This is a genomic window from Janibacter zhangyanbonis (assembly GCF_050507325.1).
Classification (GTDB): Bacteria; Actinomycetota; Actinomycetes; order Actinomycetales; family Dermatophilaceae; genus Janibacter.
In genome coordinates, this window is record NZ_CP191481.1 from 559,113 (window position 1) to 573,029 (window position 13,917).

Below are 13,917 nucleotides of genomic sequence, written 5' to 3' on the forward strand. Positions count from 1 at the left end.
CCATGACCAGCGCAACGCCCCCTGTCCTCGCTCTGCCGGAGGCCAGTGACGCGTTGAGCTCGAGGCTGGCCGAGGGGCTCGAGCGGGTCGAGGCCCTCATCGTCGAGCGCACGCGCAACGAGGACGACTTCATCACCGAGGCCAACCTCCACCTCGCCCGTGCCGGCGGCAAGCGGTTTCGTCCGGTGCTGACGATGCTCGTCGCCGAGCTCGGCGAGGGCATCACCGACGAGGTCGTCGCCGCGGCCGCCGGCGTCGAGCTGACGCACCTGGCGAGCCTCTACCACGACGACGTCATGGACGAGGCCGACCTGCGGCGAGGCGCCCCGAGCGCCAACGCGAAGTACGACAACTCGACGGCGATCCTCGTCGGCGACCTGCTCTTCGGCACCGCGTCCGACATCATCGCCGACCTCGGCGCCGACGCGGTCAAGATCCAGGCGCAGACCTTCATCCGGCTCTGCTCGGGCCAGATCCGCGACGACCGGCCCTGCCCCGAGGGCACCGACCCGCGCGAGTACTACCGCGGGGTCCTCGCCGACAAGACCGGCGTGCTCGTCGCGACCGCGGCGCGCTACGGTGCGATGTACGGCGGCTGCCCGCCGCAGGTCGTCGAGCTGGTCACGGAGTACGGCGAGCAGCTGGGCATGGCCTTCCAACTGGCCGACGACCTCATCGACATCGCCAGCGAGTCCGGCGAGACGGGCAAGACGCCGGGCACCGACCTGCGCGAGGGCAAGCGCACCCTGCCGGTGCTCAACGCACTGGCCTCCACCGACCCCGCCGATGCCGAGCTGCAGGAGCTGCTGCGCTCCGAGCTCAAGGAGCCCGAGCGGCTCGAGCGGGCGCTGGAGCTGCTGCGGGTGCACCCGGGCATGGCCGCCGCCCGCGAGGAGACCCTCGAGGTGGGCCGTCGGGCGACCGCCTCCCTCGACGCCCTGCCCGACAGCGACGCCAAGACCGCGCTCATCGCGCTCATGGACGGCGTCATCCACCGCGTCGGCTGACGCGGGCGGACCCGGCCCGGGATCGAAGGGAGGACCGGACCGGTCCTCCCTTCGTCATGTCAGACCGGCTCGACCGGCTCCAGGGACTCGCACTCGTCGGCGGGCCGCCGCCGACGCCGGGCGGAGGCGAGCGAGTCGACCGTCAGGCAGGCCAGGGCGACCCAGACGATGGCGAAGCCGATCCACCGGGCCGGCTCGAGGTGCTCGCCGAGGAGGGTCACGCTCACGACGAGCTGGAGCACCGGGGTGATGAACTGGATGAGCCCGATCGTCACGAGCGGGATGCGCCGAGCCGCCTCGGCGAAGAGCAGCAGCGGGATCGCCGTGACCACGCCCGCCGAGACGAGCAGCAGCGGGTGCCACGGGGCGTCGACGGCGAAGGTCGACTCGCCGGTCGCCGTGAGCCACCAGACGAGCCCGAGCGCCGGCGGCAGCAGGAAGATCGTTTCCGCCGACAGGGAGTGCAGGGCGGGCAGGCTCGCGCCGAGGCGCTTCTTGGTCAGGCCGTAGCCCCCGAAGGTCATGGCGAGCACGAGGGAGATCCACGGCAGCCCGCCGCCGGCGACGGTGAGGTAGAGCGCCGCGAGGGCGCCGATGCCGACGGCCACCCACTGCAGGCGCCGCAGCCGTTCGCCGAGGACGAGGACACCCAGGGCGACGGTGACGATGGGGTTGAGGAAGTAGCCGAGCGCCGCCTCGCTCGTGCGGCCGGTGCCGACGGCGTAGACGTAGACGAACCAGTTGCCGGCGATCAGGTAGGCGGCGATGCCGACGCCGAGGGCCAGCCGCCCGCGCAGGCGACGCACGAGCGCGACGAGCTCGTGCCGCAGCAGCAGGACGATCACGCACAGGGCGAAGGTCCAGATGATCCGGTGGGCGAGGATCTCCACCGAGCCGGAGGGGCGAAGGGCGTGGAAGTACAGGGGGAAGAGGCCCCAGATGCCGTAGGCGAGCCAGGCGGCGATGATGCCGCGGCCGTCGCGAGAGGGTGTCACCCGGCGAGGCTACTCCCGGGCCGGCGGGCCGCACCGACCGGTCAGGACGGCACCTCGGCGACGACGAGGAGGGCGGCGTCGCGGGGCCCGTGGTCGAGGTGGATCCGGTCGTCGCTCGTGACGAGCACGATCCGTCGGGTGCCGGCGGCGGGGCGGGCGCGGAGCGCGTCGTCGCTCGCGAGCGCCGTGCGGTCGACGACGGCGGTGCGGGTCACCTCGAGGCGCAGCTGGGTGCCGCTGGGGTAGGTGAGCACGACCCCGTCGCCGGGCCGCAGCGCCGCGAGGTCTGCGAAGACGTCGGCGGCCCCGCCGGAGCGCGCCCGGCCCGCGAGCAAGGCGGTGCCCTCGGCGCCCGGGGCCACCCGGCCCTCGCCGGTGGCCCGCACGACCCGGCCCGGGCCGGGGGCGAGGCGTCCGTCGCGCAGTGCCTGCGGGGACAGCTGCGCGGTCAGGTCGAGCGCGGGGACGTCGAGGGTCATCGCCTCCGCGCCGGTGTCGACGTCGGCGAGGCCGGCGTCTCGGGCGTCGGCGGGCTGGGGTGGGTCGCTCCGCGCCGAGGACGAAGGGGAGGCCCCGCCAGTGGTCGAGGTGGTCGCCGTGGTCGCGGTCGAGCTCGTCGACGTGCTCGCGCTGCTCGCGGAGCTCGATCCGGTCGCCGGCACCGGGTCCTCGCTCGACCCGCCGCCGCACCCACCGAGTGCCGTGCCCAGCCCCAACCCCAGCGCCAACCCCACGCCGAGGCCACGGACCACGACCGAGCCACGACGGGAGCGCATGCCGCTCACCCTGCCACGGCGAGCGAGGACGCCGTGGGCCGAGCAACCGCACGACACGGCGCAGGGCCGCCCGCGACGGATGTCGCGGACGGCCCTGCGGGTGGTGCCTCGGGCTGGGATCAGGCCTTGCCGTTGCCCTTGCCAGCGCCCTTGCCGTTGTTCTTGCCCTTGCCCTGACCGGCGCCCTTGCCGCCCTTCGCCTCGGGCCAGATCATGATGACCGAGGGGCGGGGCTGCGTGTTGCCCTGGTAGGGGAAGAGGCTCGTCGGGGCGGCGGTGGTGGCGCCGTCCGACTCGCCCGGGTGCTGGATCGCGGCGAAGACGACGCGGTCGTCCCACTCGATGAGCGGGCCGCAGCACTCGGCGTGCGCCGGCACCGAGAGGAACTGCTGCAGGTGTCCCTTGTGCGCGCCCTCGAGCGGCATGAGGTACATGCCGTCGCAGTGGCCCAGGGCGTTGCCGTCGGTGGCGACCCACAGGTTGCCGTCACCGTCGAAGGCGACGTTGTCGGGGCAGGAGATCGGGCTGACCTGCGACGTGTCGTAGCCGTTGAAGTAGGTCTGCGGGTCATTGGGGTCACCGCAGATGAGGACGAGCTTCCACGCGAAGGTCGTGCCGGTGTGGTCGCCGCCGTCCTCGGTGATCTCGAGGACCTGGCCGTGCTTGTTGTTGGCGCGCGGGTTGGCCTCGTCGACCTGCGTGGGGGTGCGGGCCGAGTTGTTGGTCAGGGCGGCGTAGACGCGGCGGTTGACCGGGTTGACCTCGACGTCCTCGGGGCGGTCCATCTTCGTCGGGCCGACCTTGTCGGCGGCGACGCGGGTGTAGACGAGGACCTCCTCGACGCTCATGCCGTCGACCTTGGACTCGCCACCGACGACGAGCGGCAGCCACTGGCCGGTGCCGTCGTGCTCGCCGTCCGCGGCGCCGTCGCCGGTGAACTTCGCGACGTAGAGGTCGCCCTCCTCGAGGAGAGTCTTGTTGTGGGCGCGGTCGCCCTCGCGGTAGGTCCGCTTCGAGACGAACTTGTACATGTAGTCGAAGCGCTCGTCGTCACCCATGTAGGCGACGACGTGGCCGTCGTCGGCGATGACGACGTTGGCGCCCTCGTGCTTGAGGCGGCCCAGCGCGGAGAGCTTGCGGGGGCGAGCGGTCGGGTCGCTCGGGTCGACCTCGATGACCCAGCCGTGGCGGTGCGCCTCGTTGGGCTCCTTCGTCAGGTCGAAGCGGGAGTCGATGCGGTCCCAGTTGTGCTGGCTCTTGCTGCCGCCGGCGAGGCCGTAGCGCTTGGCGGCCTGACCCTTGAGGTCGGCGGTCGGGGCGGCCGGCTGGGTGAAGTAGCCGTTGAAGTTCTCCTCGCCGGACAGGATCGTGCCCCACGGCGTCGTGCCCCCGGCGCAGTTGCCGAAGGTGCCCAGGGGCGTCGTGCCGGCCGGGTCGGCGGAGGTCTTGACGAGGTCGCTGCCGCGGGCCGGGCCGACGAGCTCGAAGGGGGTGGTGGCCGTGATGCGGCGGTTGAGCGGCGCGCCCTTGGTGTAGACCCACTTGCTGTTGGGGTTCTTGCGCGACATCTCCACGACGGTCATGCCGTGGGCGTTCATGGTGATCCGGACCTGGTCGTCGGTCATCGCGGCCGCGGTCGTGTAGCCGTGGAACATGAGGTTGTTGTTCGTGTACTCGTTGTTGACGACGAGCACCGCGTTGTTCGCGCCCTTGGTGCGCACGACACCGACGTAGTCGCAGTTGTAGCCCATCTGGCCGGCCTGCGCGGCGGCGGTCTGGTGGTCGAAGTCGAAGGCCGGTGCACCCTTGAGGATCGGGTCGCCCCAGGCGATGACCGGGGCCCACTGGAAGCCCTCGGGGACGACGACCTCGTCGGTGCCGGCGGGTACCGGGGAGATGGGGGTGAAGCCGAAGGGGGCCTTCTTGCCCGGGCCGGCAGCGGCGGCGGGGGTGGCCGCGCCGGTGGCGACGGTCGTCAGGCCGGCGAGGGCCGCGGCGGCGCCGCCGGCCTTGAGCACGGAGCGACGCGAGGCGGCGACGACGTCACCGAAGTAGTCGTTGTCCGAGGTGTTGGGGACCGGCTTGCTGCACGCGTCGTTGCACTTCCAGGTGCAGGTCGCGGCGGCGCGGCCGCCGTCACGGTGGCCGGTGGCCAGGGGCAGCAGGGTGCGGTCGTTGCGAGGGGGCGTCATCAGGTTCCTCCGGGAGATCCGCCCGAGCACGGGCGGGGGTGAGCAGGGGTGACGAGCCGAACCTAGGGAGGCGCGGGTCACCCCGGGCGGCATCGACGTGACGAGCAGGTGACGCCCAGTCGAACGTCGCACGTCCCCCGCGCCGGTGGTGACCAGCCGGTAGCGTCGGGCGGGTGACGAGCTTCGAGACGTGGGACCGGGCGACGAAGGGGAGGTCCGCCCCCTTCGCCGTCGTGGACCTCGATGCCTACGACGCCAATGCCGCCGACCTCGTGCGGCGGGCCGGTGGCCGCCCGATCCGGGTGGCGAGCAAGTCGATCCGGGTGCGCCACCTGCTCGAGCGGGCCCTGGCGACGCCCGGCTTCGCCGGGGTGATGGCCTACTCGCTGCCCGAGGCGCTGTGGCTCGTCGGGCACGGCGTGCGCGACGTCTTCGTCGCCTACCCGAGCGTCGACCGCGAGGCGCTCACCGCGCTCGCCGGCGACGAGCGGGCGCTGCGGGAGGTGAGCATCGCCGTCGACTCGGCCGAGCACGTCGACGCGCTGCGCCGGTGGCTGCCGCACGGCGCCCCGGTGCGGGTCGTCGTCGACGTCGACGCCTCGCTGCGGGTCGGGCCGGCCCACCTCGGGGTGCGGCGCAGCCCCCTTCGCTCCCCGCGGGCCGCCGCGGCCGTGGCGACCGCTGCGCAGCGCGCCGGGCTGCGGGTCGTCGGCCTGATGTTCTACGACGCCCAGATCGCCGGGCTGCCCGACAGCTCGCCGGCCGTGCGTCTGGTCAAGCGCCGCAGTGATGCCTCGCTGCGGCGCCGCCGCCGGGCCGCGCGAGCCGCCCTCGAGCGCGCCGTCGGCCCCCTGACGATCGTCAACGGCGGCGGCACCGGCTCGCTCGAGGTGACCGGCGCCGACCTCGCGCTCACCGAGCTGGCCGCCGGGTCGGGGCTCATCGGGCCGACCCTCTTCGACGGCTACGACGCCTTCACCCCGCAGCCCGCGGTCGGCTTCGCCCTGCCCGTCGTGCGCCGCCCGGCCCGCGACGTCGTCACCTGCTTCTCCGGTGGCTACATCGCCTCCGGCCCCGCGGGCGACTCCCGGGTACCGACCCCGGTGCACCCCGCTGGGCTCTCGCTCGTCGGGACCGAGGGTGCCGGCGAGGTGCAGACTCCGCTGCGCGGCAAGGCTGCTCGCGACCTGGCGATCGGTGACCGGGTGTGGTGGCGGCATGCCAAGGCCGGTGAGCTCGCCGAGCGCTTCACGGAGTACGTCGTCATCAGCGGGGGAGAGGTGGTCGACGTCGTGCCGACCTACCGCGGCGAAGGGAAGTGCTTCGGATGAGGTCTCGCCGACGGCACACGTGGTCCAACTGGGCCGGCAATGTCACGGACAGCGCCGAGGCGGTGGCCCCGCGCACCCCGGAGGAGGTCGCCGAGGCGGTCCGCTGCGCGGCGGGCGAAGGGCGGCGCATCCGCCCCGTCGGCAGCGGCCACTCCTTCACGGCCATCGCGCAGGCCGACGAGCTGCGGCTCGACCTGCACCACCTGTCGGGCATCGTCTCGGCCGACCGGCACACCGGGCGGGTCCGGGTGCTGGCGGGGACCCCCCTTCGCATCCTCAACCAGGCCCTCGACTGGCTCGGGCTGGCCATGCCCAACCTCGGCGACATCGACGCCCAGACCCTCGCCGGTGCGACGTCGACCGGCACCCACGGGACCGGCGCCGGGCTGCCGGGGCTCGCCGCGGGCATCGTCGGGCTGCAGCTCGTCACGCCCGACGGGCAGGAGCGGTGGGTCGACGAGAGCGACCCGGAGCTCTTCGGGGCGGCGCGGGTCGGGCTCGGCGCGCTCGGCGTCGTCACCGAGATCGAGCTCGCCTGCCTGCCCGCCTACCGGCTGCGCGCCGTGGAGTCGCCCGACGAGCTCGACGTCGTGCTGCCGCGCATCCAGGAACACTTCGACGCCCACCGGCACTTCGAGATGTACTGGTTCCCCGGCACGGGGCGGGTGCAGACCAAGGCCAACGACCTCGTGCCCGACGAGGTCGACGAGCCGCTGCCCGAGTGGCGCCGGCGGCTCGACGACGAGCTGCTCTCCAACACGGTCTTCGGCGCCGTCAACCGCGTCCTCGCCCACGCGCCGCGAGCGGTGCTGCCCTTCAACGCCGTTGCCGCCCGGGCGCTGTCGCAGCGCTCCTACACCGCGCCCTCGCACGAGGTCTTCGTCACGCCGCGGACCGTGCGCTTCGTCGAGTCGGAGTACGCCGTCCCGCGCGAGGCGGTCGCCGACGTGCTCACCGACCTGCGGGCGTGGGTCGAGCGTCGGCGCGAGCCGATCAGCTTCCCCGTCGAGGTGCGGGTAGCCGCGCCCGACGACATCTGGCTCTCGACGGGCCACGAGCGGGCCAATGCCTACGTCGCGGTGCACCAGCACGTGCGGGGCGCCGACCCGACGGCCTACTTCGCAGCCTTCGAGGAGATCGTCGCGGCCCACGCGGGGCGCCCGCACTGGGGCAAGCTGCACACCCTCGGCGCGGAGCGGCTGGCCGCGCTCTACCCGCGGCACGGTGACTTCGTCGCCCTGCGCGACCGGCTGGACCCCGACCGGATCCTCGCCAACGACTACCTGGACCGGGTCCTCGGCCCCTGAGAGCGCCCTGCCGGCGGCACAACGGGCCGCGAACGTCGCAAAAACCCTAGGGTCTTGCGACGTTCCGGACCGCAACCGTGCAAAACCCTAGGGTTTTGCGGAGTTAGGGCCACCCCGGGTGGTCCGGGGGGGTGCCCCCTACTCGACGGTCCAGGTGTCCTTGCCGTGGAGCAGCGCCTGCAGGTCGTCGTCGGTGGCCGGGCCGCCGGCGAGGTCGACCGCGGACTCGACCTGCGCGCGGGTCTGGTCGTCGTAGGTCGGACGGTCGACGGCGCGGAAGATGCCCATCGGCACGTGCGTCATCGACTCGGAGTCCAGCCGGCTGATCGAGAAGGCCTGGCTCGGGTCGGACAGGGTGACGTCGTGGACGACGACCTGGTCGGCCAGCCCCTGCTCGGAGACCTCGGCCTCCGGCACGAAGCGGACGGACCCCCCTTCGCCGCGGACCAGCAGCTCGCGCTCGCCCTCGTCACCGATGGCGACCGGCTCGCCGTCGCGCAGGTGCACCAGGCGGGCCTTCTGCTGCTCGACGTCCTTGATGAGCTCGAAGGCGCCGTCGTTGAAGATCGGGCAGTTCTGGTAGATCTCGACGATCGACGTACCGCGGTGTGCCGCAGCGGCCTTGAGCACCTCGGTGAGGTGCTTGCGGTCGGAGTCCATGGTCCGCGCGACGAAGGTGCCCTCGGCACCGAGCGCCAGCGAGATGGGGTTGAAGGGGGCGTCGACCGAGCCCATGGGGGAGGACTTGGTGACCAGACCCGGCTGCGAGGTCGGGCTGTACTGGCCCTTGGTCAGGCCGTAGATGCGGTTGTTGAAGAGCAGGATCGTCATGTTGACGTTGCGCCGCATCGCGTGGATCAGGTGGTTGCCACCGATCGACAGGGCATCGCCGTCACCGGTGACGACCCACACCGACAGGTCGGGGCGGCTCGTCGCCAGGCCGGTTGCGATCGCCGGGGCGCGCCCGTGGATCGAGTGCATCCCGTAGGTGTCGAGGTAGTAGGGGAACCGCGAGGAGCAGCCGATGCCGGAGACGAAGGTGATGTTCTCCTTGCGCAGGCCGAGCTCGGGCAGGAAGCCCTGGACGGCCGCGAGGATCGCGTAGTCACCGCAGCCGGGGCACCAGCGCACCTCCTGGTCGGAGGCGAAGTCCTTGCGGGTCTGCTTCTCGCCCTCGGGGAGGGTCGGGACGCCGGCCGTGCCGGACGCCACCGTGGGGATGCCGAGATCGATGCTCATGCCGTGACCTCCTGGAGGGCAGCGTCGATGACCTCGGCCAGGTCGGCGACCTTGAAGGGCAGACCGCGGACCGAGGTGTGGGACCGGACGTCGACGAGGTACTTCGCGCGCAGCAGCATCGCCAGCTGACCGAGGTTCATCTCGGGCACGATGACGCGCTCGTAGCGCTGGAGGACCTCGCCGGTGTTGGCCGGGAAGGGGTTGAGGTGGCGCAGGTGCGCGTGGGCGACGCTCTTGCCGGCCGCGCGCAGGCGGCGGACCGCCGCGAGGTTGGGCCCGTAGGTCGAGCCCCAGCCGAGGACGAGGACCTTGGCGTCACCGCTCGGGTCGTCGACCTCGAGGTCACCGATGGAGTCGGCGCTCTTGTCCACCTTGGCCTGGCGGGTGCGGACCATGAGGTCGTGGTTGTCGGGGTCGTAGGAGATGTTGCCGGTGACCGCGTCCTTCTCGATCCCGCCGATGCGGTGCTCGAGGCCGGGGGTGCCGGGCACCGCCCACGGCCGGGCGAGGGTCTCCTCGTCGCGGACGTAGGGGTGGAAGGTCGGGTTGCCCTTGGCGTCGGTGGCATTGGGCTCGCTGGCCAGCTCGACGGGGAAGGACGGCAGGTCGGCGACCTGCGGGACCTGCCACGGCTCGGAGCCGTTGGCCAGGTAGCCGTCGGAGAGCAGGAAGACCGGGGTGCGGTAGGTCGTCGCGATGCGCACCGCCTCCAGCGCCGCGTCGAAGCAGTCGGCCGAGGTCTGCGGCGCGACGATCGGCACCGGCGACTCACCGTTGCGACCGAACATCGCCTGCAGCAGGTCGGACTGCTCGGTCTTCGTCGGCAGACCCGTCGAGGGTCCGCCGCGCTGCACGTCGACGATGACGAGGGGCAGCTCGAGGCTCACCGCGAGGCCGATCGTCTCGGACTTCAGGGCGACGCCCGGGCCGGAGGTCGTCGTCACGCCGACCGCACCGCCGAAGGAGGCACCGAGCGCGACGCCGATGCCGGCGATCTCGTCCTCGGCCTGCACGGTCGTCACGCCGTGGCGCTTGAGACCGGAGAGGCTGTGCAGGATGTCGCTCGCCGGGGTGATCGGGTAGGAGCCGAGCACGAGCGGGCGGCCCGCGCGGTGGGCACCGGCGACGAGGCCGAGAGAGAGCGCGGTGTTGCCGGTGATGTTGCGGTAGGTGCCGGGCGGCGTCGGCGCCGCGGCGACGGTGAAGGGGACGGCGAAGTCCTCGGTCGTCTCGCCGTAGTTCCACCCGGCGCGCAGCGCGGCGAGGTTGGCGGCGAGGATGTCGGGCTTGGCGCCGAACTTCGAGGCGAGGAAGTCCTCGGTGGCCGTCGTCGGACGCGAGTACATCCACGACAGCAGGCCGAGGGCGAACATGTTCTTCGCCCGCTCCTTCTCCTTGCGGGTCAGGGTGTCGAAGTCCGCGAGCGCCTCGACGGTGATCGAGGTCAGCGGCACGGCGTGCACGTGCCACGACTCGAGGCTGTCGTCCTCGACCGGGCTGGTCGTCCAGCCGACCTTCTTGAGGTTGCGCGTCGTGAACTCGTCGGTGTTGACGATGATCGTCGCGCCGCGCGGCACGTCACCGAGGTTGGCCTTGAGCGCCGCGGGGTTCATCGCGACGAGCACGTCGGGGGCGTCGCCGGGGGTGAGGATGTCCCAGCTGGCGAAGTGCAGCTGGAAGGAGCTGACGCCGGGGATCGTGCCCTGGGGCGCGCGGATCTCGGCGGGGAAGTTGGGCAGGGTCGACAGGTCGTTGCCCAGCGCCGCGCTGTCGGCCGTGAACCGGTCGCCGGTCAGCTGCATGCCGTCGCCGGAGTCGCCGGCGAAGCGGATGATGACGCGGTCCTTGGCCTGGGTCGTCGCAGTACTGCTCATGATGGGTGGTCGTGCCCCTCGCAGGTCGGTCGTGTCGCGGGCGCTCCCCGGACATCTGTCCATGGTAGGTCCGCGACCTCCGGGCCAATCAATCGGTCACGTTATGAGATGGATAACGCGCCGTTATGCAATGAGGGTGGCCTGGGTGGCGTCGGGCAGGCGCAGCCCCAGGACCTCGCCGGTCGCGAGGCCCGTCAACCGGGGCAGGAGCAGCTCGACGACGGTCGAGGGCTGGTGGTGCATCGGCTTGGTCTCGGGGTGCGGGTGGTAGACGAGGCCCTCGACCTGCTCGTCGCCGCGAGTCACCGTGCACTCGACGAAGGAAAAAGTCTCCGGCGGGTGCACCGCGGTCCAGTCGACGTCGACGAAGGTCCACCGCGGCTCCCGCAGCACGAGCCGGTGCGGGGCGAGGTCGACGTTGACCGTCGCCATGACGAAGGGGGACAGGTCCAGTCCGCGGGCCGCGAAGTGCGGCGCCTGCAGCTCGATCGTCCCCGCGGCGAAGGGGGAGTCGCTCGCCCGGCCGGAGGCGACCCCGTGCCCGGCGACGACCACCCCCTTCGCCTGCTGGGTCACTTGACCAGCTGCGGCGTCATCGGCGGGGTCCACCACTCGCCGTTGTTGGCCTTGACCGCACCGAGCACGTGGATGACGGTCGCGACGACGATGACGAGCGGGTAGAGGATGAAGCCGACGAGCAGCAGCATGAGCACGCTCGAGGCGAGCAGCAGGATCGCGGTGATGATCTGCACGTTGAGGCTGTTGGCCGCGTGCGCCCGCACGAAGGGGCCGCGGTCCTTGTAGACGAGGTAGATGACGAGCGACCCGACGAAGCCGAGGGTGCCGGCGCTCAGCGGCAGCAGCACGGCCGGCACGAGGTGGGCGATCATGCCGAGGTTGCGCTCCTCGGTCGGTGACATCGGGGCCGGCGTGTAGCCGGGGGGCGGCGGGGTCTGGCCGGGGAAGCCCTGCTGGGGCGGGAGCTGCGGGTGCTCGCTCATGGGGTGTACCTCCTGTGGTCTCGGCACGACTCTGCCGTGGACGGGCCCGCGGGCCAATGCGGCCCGCCGCCGGACCGGTCGGGGGACATCCCCCCTTCGCCTGGTCCAGCGCGGGCCCCGGCACGACGAAGGGGGCGCCCCGGCACCGTGGATCCACGTTGCCGGGACGCCCCCGTCGGGACGGGTCCGCGGTCAGGCCGCGTCGACGTCCTCGGGCAGCACGGTCGGCGCCGGCTTGCCGGACTTGCCGCGGCTGGTCTTGCCGTTGATGTCCGCCGTCGACTGGGCGAGGGTGATCGTCGCGTGGGCGATCGCATCGCTCATCGTGTCGAGGGCCTCCATGTTGACGTTGGAGATGTCGTCAGCGGGGGTGTGGTAGTTCGGGTCGTAGATGACACCGGCCTCACCGCCGAACTTCTCGACCTCCTCGGGGGTCTTGACCCCGTCGGCGCCGGTGAAGAGACCCGACGCGGGCACGCCCGCGGCGATGAAGGCGGAGTAGTCGCTGCGACCGGAGAACTCGGTGTCGACCCACGCCTGGTTCGTGCCGTCGAAGTAGTCGGTGAAGACCTCTTCGGTGGCGGCGGAGCCGGCCGGGACCTCGACCGGGGCCTCGTAGGTCGACTCGTCGGCGTCGTAGACCCCGATGATGTGGTTGGGCGAGGCGATCATGTCGAAGTTGAGGTAGGTCGCGATGTCGTCCAGAGCGGCCGGGTCATTTTCCTGCAGGTCGGCCACGTAGTGGTCGGAGCCGAGCAGGCCGAGCTCCTCGGCGCCCCACCAGGCGAAGCGCACCTTGTTGTTGAGCTTGTTGACCTTGCCCAGCTGGACCGCGGTCTCGAGGATGCCGGCGCTGCCGGAACCGTTGTCGTTGATGCCGGGGCCGTCGCCGACGCTGTCGAGGTGCGCGCCGAGCATGACGACGTTGTCGTCGCGCCCGCTCGTGGTCTCCGCGATGACGTTGAAGGTCTCGCGCTCCTCCATCGTCTTGGTCAGCACGAGCTTCATCGTCACCGGGCCGGCGGCCATCTTGGCGAGGAGGTTCTGGCCCTCCTCCTGGGTGACGCCGGTGGCCGGCGCGCTGTCGGGCTCGACGCCACCGAGCGTGCCGTTGAGGGTGCCCGGCGCGTTGTTGTAGATGATCACCGCGGAGGCGCCGGCGGCCTTGGCGGCGATCGCCTTCTCCGCGAAGGAGCAGGTGCCGCGGCTGACGAGCGCGATCTTGCCGGCGACGTCGGCGCCGGCGTAGTCACCGGCGGTGCAGCCGATGGCCGTCGTCGGCGCGGCGAGGGTGGCCGTGACCCCGTCGTCGGGCGTCGGCTGGCTGTAGGACATCTCGACGGCGTCGACGGTGCGTGCCTCGGGCGAGATCTCGGTCAGGCTCGAGGAGTGGACCTCCTCGTAGACGAAGGAGAAGGGCTGCCGCTCCGTCGTGTAGCCGGCGTTGCGCAGGGTCTTCTCGACGTAGCGGGCGCTGGCCTCGTAGCCGGAGGTCCCGGCGCCGCGGTTGCCGTCGTTGGCGTCGGCGATCTCCTGGAAGGCCTCGAGGTGCTTGTGGACGTTCTCGACCGTGACGGCCTTCGTCATCTTCTTGCTGTTGTTGGGGTTGCTTGCCTGGGCCGGACTGCTGGCGAGGGTGGTGAGTGCCAGGGCCGCGGTCGCGGCGGCCGCGGTAGCGGCAGCGGTACGTGATCGCACGATGGTTTCCTCCGGTAGGCCGGCGGGCGCCGTTTGCCCGCCGGTGTGACGCAGACCATAGGGGTGGCGTCGGCGCTGCGGGGGATTACGGGGTCCCCTCGTCGGCGGGTGGGCGTGGATAGGGTGCGGGGGTGGATGGATACCTCGTCGTCGCCGGCACCCTCGTCGTGGGTGTGCTGCTCGTCGTCGCGGCCTACACCGCGCGGCGGCTCATCGCGCCGGCCGCGCCCACCCGAGCCAAGCTGACGACCTACGAGTCGGGCGTCGACCCCGTCGGGCAGGACTGGGCGCAGACCCAGGTGCGCTACCTCGCCTACGCCTTCCTCTACGTCGTCTTCGCCGTCGACGCCGTCTACCTCTTCCCGTGGGCGCTCGTGCTGCGCAGCGACCTCGGGCCGGTGAGCCTCGTCGAGGTCGCGATCTTCATCGGCGTCGTGCTCATCGGCCTCCTCCACGCCGTGCGTCGCGGCCTGCTGCGGTGGACGTGAGGTGACCTC

12 protein-coding genes are annotated in these 13,917 nt (G+C 72.0%); 4 read left to right on the plus strand and 8 right to left on the minus strand.

The features are described 5' to 3' along the window. The first annotated feature begins 2 nt into the window (after positions 1-2). Entirely contained in the window at positions 3-1,007 is a 1,005-nt protein-coding gene (locus tag ACQBJO_RS02765) for a polyprenyl synthetase family protein (RefSeq protein WP_421007232.1), read from the plus strand. Positions 1,008-1,066: 59 nt separating this feature from the next. Here the strand turns inward: ACQBJO_RS02765 and rarD are convergent, their stop codons facing one another. The 3 genes from rarD to ACQBJO_RS02780 all read right to left on the minus strand — a co-directional run bounded on the left by rarD (position 1,067) and on the right by ACQBJO_RS02780 (position 4,970). Next, positions 1,067-2,002 (minus strand): EamA family transporter RarD, encoded by a 936-nt coding sequence (gene rarD, locus ACQBJO_RS02770; protein ID WP_421007231.1) that lies wholly within the window; start codon positions 2,000-2,002, stop codon positions 1,067-1,069. A 41-nt stretch (positions 2,003-2,043) separates the two neighbouring features. Beyond that, positions 2,044-2,778 carry a class F sortase gene (locus ACQBJO_RS02775; RefSeq protein ID WP_421007230.1) on the minus strand — a complete coding sequence of 245 codons (735 nt, stop codon included), beginning with the start codon at positions 2,776-2,778 and terminating at the stop codon, positions 2,044-2,046. 119 nt (positions 2,779-2,897) lie between these two features. After that, a complete protein-coding gene (locus ACQBJO_RS02780) occupies positions 2,898-4,970 on the minus strand; it encodes a PhoX family protein (protein ID WP_421007229.1) in 2,073 nt (690 codons plus the stop codon). A 173-nt stretch (positions 4,971-5,143) separates the two neighbouring features. On the opposite strand from ACQBJO_RS02780, the gene ACQBJO_RS02785 reads away from it, so the two are divergent. Together ACQBJO_RS02785 and ACQBJO_RS02790 are read left to right on the plus strand one after the other, a co-directional pair. After that, positions 5,144-6,301, plus strand: coding sequence for an alanine racemase (locus ACQBJO_RS02785; protein WP_421007228.1), 1,158 nt, complete (start codon positions 5,144-5,146; stop codon positions 6,299-6,301). After that, positions 6,298-7,608, plus strand: a complete 1,311-nt coding sequence (locus ACQBJO_RS02790; protein WP_421007227.1) for a D-arabinono-1,4-lactone oxidase — start codon at positions 6,298-6,300, stop codon at positions 7,606-7,608. The genes ACQBJO_RS02785 and ACQBJO_RS02790 overlap by 4 nt, the downstream gene beginning before the upstream one ends. A gap of 138 nt (positions 7,609-7,746) precedes the next feature. Here ACQBJO_RS02790 and ACQBJO_RS02795 read toward each other — a convergent pair whose 3' ends face one another. The 5 genes from ACQBJO_RS02795 to ACQBJO_RS02815 form a co-directional block, all read right to left on the minus strand. After that, positions 7,747-8,847: a 2-oxoacid:ferredoxin oxidoreductase subunit beta gene (locus ACQBJO_RS02795; RefSeq protein WP_255185288.1), complete on the minus strand. Its 1,101-nt coding sequence runs from the start codon at positions 8,845-8,847 to the stop codon at positions 7,747-7,749. Beyond that, positions 8,844-10,721 carry a 2-oxoacid:acceptor oxidoreductase subunit alpha gene (locus ACQBJO_RS02800; protein WP_421007226.1) on the minus strand — a complete coding sequence of 626 codons (1,878 nt, stop codon included), beginning with the start codon at positions 10,719-10,721 and terminating at the stop codon, positions 8,844-8,846. The genes ACQBJO_RS02795 and ACQBJO_RS02800 overlap by 4 nt, the downstream gene beginning before the upstream one ends. A gap of 123 nt (positions 10,722-10,844) precedes the next feature. Next, on the minus strand, positions 10,845-11,297 hold the full coding sequence (locus tag ACQBJO_RS02805; RefSeq protein WP_421007225.1) for a hypothetical protein: 453 nt from the start codon (positions 11,295-11,297) through the stop codon (positions 10,845-10,847). Beyond that, positions 11,294-11,722, minus strand: coding sequence for a DUF4870 domain-containing protein (locus ACQBJO_RS02810; protein WP_421007224.1), 429 nt, complete (start codon positions 11,720-11,722; stop codon positions 11,294-11,296). Before ACQBJO_RS02810 ends, ACQBJO_RS02805 begins: the two co-directional genes overlap by 4 nt. A gap of 192 nt (positions 11,723-11,914) precedes the next feature. Then, complete coding sequence (locus ACQBJO_RS02815; RefSeq protein WP_421007223.1) at positions 11,915-13,420, minus strand: M28 family metallopeptidase; 1,506 nt, start codon at positions 13,418-13,420, stop codon at positions 11,915-11,917. Between the two features lie 131 nt (positions 13,421-13,551). Here ACQBJO_RS02815 and ACQBJO_RS02820 point away from each other — a divergent pair, with 131 nt between their 5' ends. After that, positions 13,552-13,908 carry an NADH-quinone oxidoreductase subunit A gene (locus ACQBJO_RS02820; RefSeq protein WP_255185293.1) on the plus strand — a complete coding sequence of 119 codons (357 nt, stop codon included), beginning with the start codon at positions 13,552-13,554 and terminating at the stop codon, positions 13,906-13,908. The last annotated feature ends 9 nt before the right edge of the window (positions 13,909-13,917 follow it).

Coding starts and splice junctions, on each gene's coding strand:
- ACQBJO_RS02780 (WP_421007229.1), bottom strand. CDS start 4,970: ATGACGCCCCCTCGCAACGACCGCACCCTGCTGCCCCTGGCCACCGGC.
- ACQBJO_RS02810 (WP_421007224.1), bottom strand. CDS start 11,722: ATGAGCGAGCACCCGCAGCTCCCGCCCCAGCAGGGCTTCCCCGGCCAG.
- ACQBJO_RS02795 (WP_255185288.1), bottom strand. CDS start 8,847: ATGAGCATCGATCTCGGCATCCCCACGGTGGCGTCCGGCACGGCCGGC.
- ACQBJO_RS02800 (WP_421007226.1), bottom strand. CDS start 10,721: ATGAGCAGTACTGCGACGACCCAGGCCAAGGACCGCGTCATCATCCGC.
- ACQBJO_RS02765 (WP_421007232.1), top strand. CDS start 3: ATGACCAGCGCAACGCCCCCTGTCCTCGCTCTGCCGGAGGCCAGTGAC.
- ACQBJO_RS02790 (WP_421007227.1), top strand. CDS start 6,298: ATGAGGTCTCGCCGACGGCACACGTGGTCCAACTGGGCCGGCAATGTC.
- ACQBJO_RS02775 (WP_421007230.1), bottom strand. CDS start 2,778: ATGCGCTCCCGTCGTGGCTCGGTCGTGGTCCGTGGCCTCGGCGTGGGG.